The following is an 8,491-nucleotide window of genomic DNA, read 5'->3' as shown; positions in this document are numbered from 1 at the left end:
TCGATGCGGTGCTCGAGGCGGCCGGCCATCGGCTGCCGCGCCGCCGGCAGGCGATCGCCGGCCTGACCGCCCGCGAGGTCGAGGTGCTCATTCTGCTTGCCCGGGGCATGTCCAACAAGCGGATCGCCGAGCGTCTCGTGATCACGCCCAAGACGGCGGGCAACCATGTGGAGCACATCTACGCCAAGATCGGCGCCTCGAGCCGGGCCGGCGCCGCACTGTTCGCGGTGCAGCATGGCCTGCTCCCCGAGGACGAGGCGGCGGCGCGCGCGCCGGGCTGACTCCGTAGGATGCGCAGGGTCGTCCGGGTCGGCGAACATATGGGTGCTTATTGGATCGCAGCGCTGCGAGGCGGCTTTGGGCGGGGCCACAAGCGGTCTCCGGGAGTTGTGTCCGCCAAGACAACGGGTGTATCAGCTGGCGGGAGGTGCTTGTGTACGGCGGGCTGAGGTATCAGGCTCGTTAGTGTGCCAGAAGAGACTGTTTCCCGACCGGCGGAGTTCCCGGCACCCGAACCGGGGCTGACGCCGGAGACGATCATTGCCCGCGCCAAGGCGCTGATTCCCGAGGTTCGCGCGCAGGCGGACGAGGCCGAACGGACCGGCAAGCACACCGCCGAGCTGGATGCCAAGTTCACCGAGGCCGGCTTCTACCGGATGCTGCAGCCGAAACGGTTCGGCGGCTACGCCTTCGACATGCTGACCTACTGGAAGGTCATCATGGCGGTGGCCGAAGGCGACGCGGGGACCGCCTGGGGGCTGTGCCTCGGCGCGCACCACGCGCAAGGCATTGGCTCGTGGTTCCCCGAACAGGGGCAGCTCGAGATCCTCGGGCCGACGGGGAACTTCAAGTGCCCGCACCGGGCCGCCCCGATGGGCACCTCCACCCCGGTCGACGGCGGGTACATCGTCAACGGCCAATGGGACTACTGCTCGGGCGTCGGGCACGCCACCCACTTCATGTGCAACTCGCTCGTGCCCGGCCGGGAGTCCGACGGGCTGCTCACGATCTGCACCCCGATCGAGAACGTCACCGTGCTCGACGACTGGGGCAACGGCAACATCATCGGGATGAACTCCAGCGGCTCCAACAGCGTCCGGGTGGAGAACGTGTTCGTGCCCGAGCACTGCACCTGCTCTGGCGACTGGACGCACAACACCGAGAAGGCCGCGCCGGGCATGTACCTGCACGACGACCCGATGTTCTGCGGCCGGATCTACGCGATGTACCACGCGGGCCTGGTGATCCCGGTGATCGGCGCGGCCAAGGGCGCGATGCACGAGTACGAGCACACCCTGCGCACCAAGAAGACCTACTTCGCGCCGCAGGTGCCCAGGTACACGGTCGAGGAGTACCAGCGGCACTACGGGCAGGCGCGGGCGCTCATCGACTGCGCGGAGGCCATCATCTTCCAGTGCGGTGAGCGGTACAACGAGCTGGCCGAGCGCTGGTACCGGACCGGGGAGCCGTTCACCCGCGAGGACGACGCCGCGATGTACTCGATGATCCAGGTCGCCTCCCGGATGGCGGTGGACGCGACGAACGAGCTGTTCGGCGCCGCCTCCTCCTCGGCGGCCAAGCGGGGCGCCCCGATGCAGCGCCACTTCCGGGACGCGGCGATCTACCTCGGGCACATCTCGGCCCGCCACGACGTCGTCGCCGCCGAGGTCGCGCGGATGCACTTCGGGCTGCCGGACAACCTCTTCTAAGGAGACTCTCTTGGCACGACGCGCCACACCGCCGTTCCGCGCTGACCACGTCGGGTCCCTGCTGCGGCCGGCCGCGCTGCATGAGGCGCGGGCGGCGTTCGCCGCACGGTCCGACGGGATCGACGCCGCCGAGCTCACCGCGGCCGAGGACCAGGCGATCACCGACGCGGTAAAGCTGCAGGAGGACGCGGGACTGGAATCGGCGACCGACGGGGAGTTCCGCCGCGAGCAGTGGCACTCCGACTTCCTGTACGCGATCCCCGGGATCAGGAAGGGCGCGCTCGGCGCGCCGCTGCCCGTCTACCGCAAGGACGGCGCGATCAGCTGGACGCCGAACGTCACGGAGATCACCGGGAAGGTGCACCTGGAACAGCCGATCTTCGGCGACCACTTCGCGTTCCTCGCCCAGACCGTCACGACCGCGACCCCGAAGCTGACCGTCCCCTCCCCCAGCATGGCGCACTTCAGGGCCGACCTGTCGAAGTCCCCGTACGCCGACGTGGAGGAGTTCCGCGCGGACGTCGCCGCGACCTACGCGGCGGAGGTCGCGGCGCTGTACGAGCTCGGCTGCCGGTACCTCCAGTTCGACGACACGATCTTCGCGTTCCTCAACGACCCGGCCTGGCGCGCGAACGCGAGCGCGACCGGCCTCGACCCCGACCGCCAGCACGAGATCAACGTGGCCGTCATCAACGCGGCGCTGGCGGCCAAGCCCGCCGACATGGCCGTCACCGTGCACATGTGCCGCGGCAACTACCGGTCGGCGTGGTTCTCCTCCGGCGGCTACGACTTCGTCGCCGAGGGCGTGTTCGGCGGGCTCAAGGTCGACGGGCTGTTCCTCGAGTACGACGACGAGCGGTCCGGGACGTTTGAGCCGCTGCGGTTCGTGCCTGACGACCAGATCGTGGTGCTCGGGGTCATGACCACGAAGACGCCTGAGCTGGAGTCCGCGGACGCGCTCAAGCGGCGCGTCGAGGAGGCCGCCAAGTACGTGGACATCGACCGGCTGTGCATCTCGCCGCAGTGCGGGTTCGCCTCCACGGTGGAAGGCAACTCCCTCACGATCGGCGAGGAGCGCGCCAAGCTGGAGCGGCTGGTCGCTACCGCCCGGGAGATCTGGGGATAACGGCGTCATGGAACCCCTGGTCATCGCCGAGCAAGGGCACTTCTTCACCGGGCTGCGGACGCACACCGGACCGGCCGGCACCAGTGTGGCCGGAACGCATGTGCAGTATCAGTCACCACCTTCCGTTCGGGATAATTTGATCCTCGTACACGGCGGCGGCGGGCAGGCGCTCGACATGCTCACCACCCCGGACGGGCGCGCGGGGTGGTCGACCATCTTCCTGCGGGACGGGTTCGCGGTGTACACCGTCGACCGGCCGGGGCTCGGGCGGTCGCCGTACCACCCGGACATCTACGGGCCGATCGGGCCGCCGGCGGCGTACGAGGGCTTTGTCGCCACGTTCGCGGCGCCGTCGCCGCCCGGGCTGCCCGAGCACACCCAGTGGCCGGGCGGCGGCGACCGGGACGACCCGGCGCTCGCGACGTTCCTTGCCTGGCAGGAGCCGTTCCCGCCGGACCTCGTGCGGGCGCACGAGGACATGCGGGACGGCGCGGTCGGGCTGCTGGACAGGATCGGGCCGTCGGTGCTGCTGACCCACTCGTTCGGCGGCGCGTTCGGGTGGTTCGCGCTGTCCGAGCGGCCGCACCTGGTCAAGGCCCTCGTGGCGATCGAGACGTCCGGGCCGCCGTTCATGAAGCACCCGGTGCTCGGGGACTTCACGTACGGGCTGACGGCGGTGCCCGTGTCGTACGGGCCGGGCGCTGGCGACGCGAAGCTGGGCGGCATTCCCGTCGCGGTGGTGTCGTCGCCATGCTCGGGGTTCGAGCCGTCCTGCCACGCCACCGCGGAGTACCTGCGCGAGTGCGGGGCATCCGTTGACGAGTTGCGCCTCGCTGACCTGGGCCTGCACGGCAACGGGCACGCGATGATGCTGGAGAAGAACAACGCGGAGGTCGCCGCGTTGCTCACCGACTGGATCGTCAAGCACACGTAGCCGCAGGCATCGAGGACAGGAGGAGCCCGTTGAGCAAGGTGATGGCGTCGGCCGCCGAGGCCATCGCCGACATCGAGGACGGGGCGAGCGTCGGCATCGCCGGGTTCGGCCTGTCGCACCGGTATCCGTCCACGCTCATTTCGGCGCTGGCCGAGAAGGGAACCAGGGGGCTGACCGTTTACTGCAACGGGCTCGGCCAGCCCGGGTTCCCGACCGGTCACGTGCTCGCGGAAAACCATCAGATCGCGCACCTGGTCACCTGCTTCTCCGCCCGGCCAGGGGTGGTCTCCGAGGCCGAGAAGCAGATCGACGCCGGGGAGATGACGCTGGAGATGGTCCCGCAGGGGACGCTGGTCGAGCGGATGCGGGCCGGCGGCGCGGGACTCGCGGCGATCTACACACCGACCGGCTTCGGCTCCGAGATCGCCGAGGGCAAGGACATCAGGTACTTCGACGGGCGCCCTTACGTGCTCGAGCGGGCCATCACCACGGACTTCGCCCTGATCCGGGCGCAGCAGGCGGACCACTTCGGGAACGTGGTGTTCCGCGGCGGATCGCAGAACTTCAACGTGTCGTTCGCGAAGGCGGCGCGGGTCACGATCGTCGAGGCCGAGGAGATCGTCGAGACCGGGGCGATCGCGCCGGAGGACGTGGACCTGCCTGGCGTGTTCGTCACCCGGGTGGTGCCGATCACCGTGCGGATGGACATCAGGAACCTGCCGAAGCGGGCCAACCGGCCGCCCTCGTCGGCGAAGGAGTACCTCGGCAAGCCCGCGCTGACGCGGGAGCAGATCGGGCGGCGCGCGGCCGCGCTGCTGCCGGACAACTCCGTGGTGAACCTCGGCGCCGGGCTGCCGGTGCAGGTCGCGAACTGGGTACGGGACCGGCCGGTCGTGCTGCACGCGGAGAACGGCCTGCTCAATTACGGCGGGTTCGCGACCGACGAGGAACTCGACCCCGACCTGCACGACGCGGGGGGCATGTTCGTGACGACCCGCGACGGGACGTCGTTCTTCGACTCGGTGACGTCGTTCGAGATCGCGCGCGGCGGGCGGCTGTACGCGGTCATCCTCGGCACGTACCAGGTCGGCGCCAACGGCGACCTGGCCAACTGGTCGGCGCCGGGCATGATCGGCGGCGGCATCGGCGGGGCGATGGACCTCGCGGCCGGCGCGCAGCACGTGTTCACCACGCTAGAGCACTGCGACTCGCGCGGCCGGCCCAAGCTGGTCGAGAGGTGCGAGTTCCCGCTGACCATGCCGAACTGCGTGGACGCGATCATCACCGACCTGGCGCTGCTGCGCCGGCCGTCGCGGGGCGGTCGCGATCCCGGCCGGTTCACGCTCGAGGAGATCGCGGCCGGGTTCACGGTCGATGAGGTGCTGTCAATGACCGGCATGAGCGTCGACGTTGCCGACCCTGTCGGCGTGATGCAGGAGGCGTGGCTCTAGGAATACCCGACCTGTTGAGTTGGTTGACGCGTCAGGTATCGTTTTGGTACTTGTTATATGCGAACTAACTTCTCCGGAGGTCACGCGTGGCCAAGCCCGTTTTGCGGATCATCATCGGCAGCACCCGCCCCGGCCGGGTGGGACCCGCCGTCGCCGACTGGATCGCCGAGCGCGCCAGGGAGCACGGCGGCTTCGACGTGCAGGTCACGGACCTGGCCGAGGTGAACCTGCCGATCCTCGACGAGCCGAACCACCCGCGGCTGCACCAGTACGTCCACCAGCACACCAAGGACTGGAGCACCCTCGTCGAGGACTCGGACGCGTTCGTCTTCGTGACCCCGGAGTACAACTACGGGTTCAACGCGGCGCTGAAGAACGCCATCGACTACCTGCACGGGGAGTGGCAGCACAAGCCCGCCGGGATCGTCAGCTACGGCGGGGTCGCGGCCGGGACCCGGGCCGCGCAGATGCTGAAGCAGGTCCTCACCGCGCTGAAGATGATGCCGATGATGGAGGCGGTGAATATCCCGTTCGTCCACTCGCATCTGGACGAGGACGGCCGGCTCAAGCCGACCGAGGCGATGGAGGCCTCGGCCACCGCGATGCTGGACGAACTCCTGCGGTGGACAGAGTCCATGCGCTCGCTGCGGGCCTAGCCCCAGGTATTGTCCCCGCGGTGGGCGCGGGCGGAGTTGCTGGTCCAGGTGTCCACCGCGCCGTTCCGCCGGTGGACCGGGTTGCTTGTGGTCATATGCGCTCTCCGAGAGACGATGGTCCGGCATACTGTCTCCGTGACCATTTAGCTCCGTAGCGTAACTTATACGCTGAGCAACCGTCAAATCACCATATGTCACCAAGTTCCAGCCTGCCGGGCTTAGTTGTGTAGTTCCGGGGCTATATGCCCCGGAACTACACACATAGGCAGGATGGGGTGGGAGGCGACGGGCATCCGCGGCCTTTGCGGATGACTTAGGGCGCGAAACGCACCGGTAAACCACCACAAAACGGACATGAAACGTACCGTTTTGCGCCCTAAGTGGATCCTGGTGGCTTATTCGCTGGCTATGAGGCGAGGCTGAGTTCGAGGCGGGCGAGGTGGCTCGTTCGGGTCCGGTCGAGCGGGTTTCCGTTCCAGTAGGCGTTCAGCCGGAGGAGGTTGAGGGCGACGGCCATGAAAGCGTGGTCGAGGCGGGTTTTCTTCAGCCCGCGGTAGCGGGCTCGCCGTGCTCCGCGGCTGGCGGCCTGGTGCATGGTTCCCTCGATGCCGGCGCGGCGGGCGTAGTCGGCCTGGAACGATTTCGTGTTTCCCGCGGCGCGGAGCGCGGCCTGGGCCTCGGCGACTGCGCGGGGCTGGAGGGTGATCGTGCGCTTCTTGCCCTTGGTGCACAGTTCCCTGGCCGGGCAGGGCTCGCAGTCGGAGCGGGCGAAGATGGCCACGATCGCGTCCCTGCCGTACTGCGAGCACGGCGACCATGACGAGGACGTCTTCCCCTGCGGGCAGGTCACTTGCTGCGCGTCGTAGTCGGCGGCGAAGTCCGCGCGGGCGTAGCCCTGGCCGGCGCGGGCCTGGGCGGAGGTGTCGGCCTGCAGGGGCCCGATGAGCGCGATGCCGTGCCGGGCGGCCTCCGCGACGAGACGGCCGGCGGACAGGTAGCCGGAGTCGAGGTAGTGCCGTCCCGGTGCCAGGCCCTTCGCCGCGAGGGCGTCGTCGATGACACCGGTCATCTCGGTGTCAGTGACCGCGGCGCTGGTGGTGGCCACGCAGGTGACCAGGTTCGGGAACGCAGCCGCGCCGCAGTCCCCGTCGTGGCCGGGGCCGGCGCAGCCGCAGGGCGGGGCGTCGTCGCAGGTCTCGGTGACGTGCAGCTTGTAGCCCAGCCAGCTCTCGTCTCGTTTGGCGCCCCAGCGGGCGTCGGCATCATAGGGGGAGGCGATCCGGTATCTGCCGGGCGGGATCCCGTCGCCCTCAGGCTGCTTCTCCCGCCGCTTGACCACCTCCCGCCCGCCTGCGTGGATGACCAGGGTGTAGTTCTGGACCAGGACTTTCCGGAGCGTCTCGACTGCGGGCAGTTCCGCCAGCCAGGAGGGCGACGCCTTGTCATAGACGGCCCGCAGCAGCGCGTGCCCGTCTTTCGCGTAGGTGACGGCGAGCTCGTCCTGCTTCTTCTTCGAGGCGGGGAGATGCCAGCCGGGGACCGGGGTGCCGTACTTCCGCGTCCACTCGCTCACGTGCAGGGCAGCCGCCACCCAGCCCGGGTGCGCAGCCGTCAGGGCCTCGACCGCGGCCCGGGCGCTCTCCCCGGCCAGTTCCAGCTGGTTCAGCTCCGCGACCGCCGCGACCACGTGCGTGGAATCGGTGCGCTGCTTCCCGCCCGCCTTCACCAGCCCGTCCGAGGCAAGGCGCTCCAGCAGCGCGTCCAGCAGCACCTGCTCCAGTTCCGCGTCCGCGACCTTCGCCCGGAATTCCGGCAGCACCGAGTGGTCGAACCCCGGGTCTTCCAGGGGCAGCCCGAGCAGGTACTTCCAGTCCAGCCGGGTCCGGACCGCCTCCGCGGCCATCCGGTCGGTCAGGTTCTCGGCCCGCTGCAGCACCGTGACCAGCGCCAGCCGCGACGGCGGCCAGCCCGGGCGTCCCCGGACCCCGAACGCGCCCGCGAACTCCTCGTCGCGCAGCCACTCGCCCAGCCGGTCCCGGACGGTCACCGCCAGCGGCGGCTCCGTCTTCCGGGACCCGTACATCGCCCCGATCGCCGCCGCGACCACGGGATCCGGGTCCGGCCACGGGACAGGCTGCATCGACATGACATGCCCATTCTGCAGCCAGGACGAGGGAAAACAACAGCGGCCGCAGCAGCATCATGGCCACCGTCACACCCCGGATCGAGGACATCGACCGGCACGCCGTGAATAAGCCACCAGGATCGGGTTTGTGCGCGAGACTTAACGGGATGCGGTGACCAGGCGCTCGGCAGCATAGCCCCGCAGGTGAGACGACCTCCTAAGCGGAAGCTGCTGCCGCGCAGCGGCACGTTCCTGGCGGACGAGAGCGCGCCCCGGCGGGGCTAGACTGGAGGTATACGGCATCGTCTTGAACCGCCTTCAGCGGCGGACGGTGCTGCGGAGAGGAAGGCCGGCATGTTCGAAGCGGCCGATATCCGCGAGTGGCGCGGCCACGACGTCGTTGATCCCGACGGTCACAAGATCGGGGAACTGGAAGCCGTCTACGTCGACACGACCACAGACCTGGCAGCGTTCGGCACCGTCAAAGTCG

The 8,491-nt window shown here is 69.2% G+C and carries 7 protein-coding genes; 6 read left to right on the top strand and 1 reads right to left on the bottom strand.

What is annotated here, in order from left to right; translation table 11 throughout:
- From WA805_RS09450 to WA805_RS09425, 6 genes are all read left to right on the top strand, one after another.
- On the top strand, window positions 1–281 hold a 281-nt coding region (locus WA805_RS09450), incomplete at its 5' end, for a response regulator transcription factor (protein ID WP_425239312.1).
- Window positions 282–467: 186 nt separating this feature from the next.
- Window positions 468–1,709, top strand: coding sequence for an acyl-CoA dehydrogenase family protein (locus WA805_RS09445; protein WP_422337550.1), 1,242 nt, complete (start codon window positions 468–470; stop codon window positions 1,707–1,709).
- 10 nt (window positions 1,710–1,719) lie between these two features.
- The gene (locus tag WA805_RS09440; protein ID WP_422280158.1) at window positions 1,720–2,835 is read left to right on the top strand and encodes a 5-methyltetrahydropteroyltriglutamate--homocysteine S-methyltransferase; all 1,116 of its coding nucleotides are present in this window, start codon (window positions 1,720–1,722) and stop codon (window positions 2,833–2,835) included.
- A gap of 7 nt (window positions 2,836–2,842) precedes the next feature.
- On the top strand, window positions 2,843–3,769 hold the full coding sequence (locus tag WA805_RS09435) for an alpha/beta fold hydrolase (protein WP_422280160.1): 927 nt from the start codon (window positions 2,843–2,845) through the stop codon (window positions 3,767–3,769).
- 38 nt (window positions 3,770–3,807) lie between these two features.
- Window positions 3,808–5,220, top strand: coding sequence for a 3-oxoacid CoA-transferase (locus tag WA805_RS09430; protein WP_422284461.1), 1,413 nt, complete (start codon window positions 3,808–3,810; stop codon window positions 5,218–5,220).
- Between the two features lie 86 nt (window positions 5,221–5,306).
- Window positions 5,307–5,876: an NADPH-dependent FMN reductase gene (locus tag WA805_RS09425; protein ID WP_425242148.1), complete on the top strand. Its 570-nt coding sequence runs from the start codon at window positions 5,307–5,309 to the stop codon at window positions 5,874–5,876.
- A gap of 406 nt (window positions 5,877–6,282) precedes the next feature.
- On the opposite strand, the gene WA805_RS09420 is transcribed toward WA805_RS09425, so the two are convergent.
- Entirely contained in the window at window positions 6,283–8,022 is a 1,740-nt protein-coding gene (locus WA805_RS09420) for an IS1182 family transposase (protein WP_424558947.1), read from the bottom strand.
- Window positions 8,023–8,491: the final 469 nt, after the last annotated feature.

It is taken from the genome of Trebonia sp. (genome assembly GCF_049794275.1).
Classification (GTDB): Bacteria; Actinomycetota; Actinomycetes; order Streptosporangiales; family Streptosporangiaceae; genus Trebonia.
Note: the sequence above shows the minus strand (reverse complement) of the source record. Positions and strands in the feature narration are given on the sequence as shown.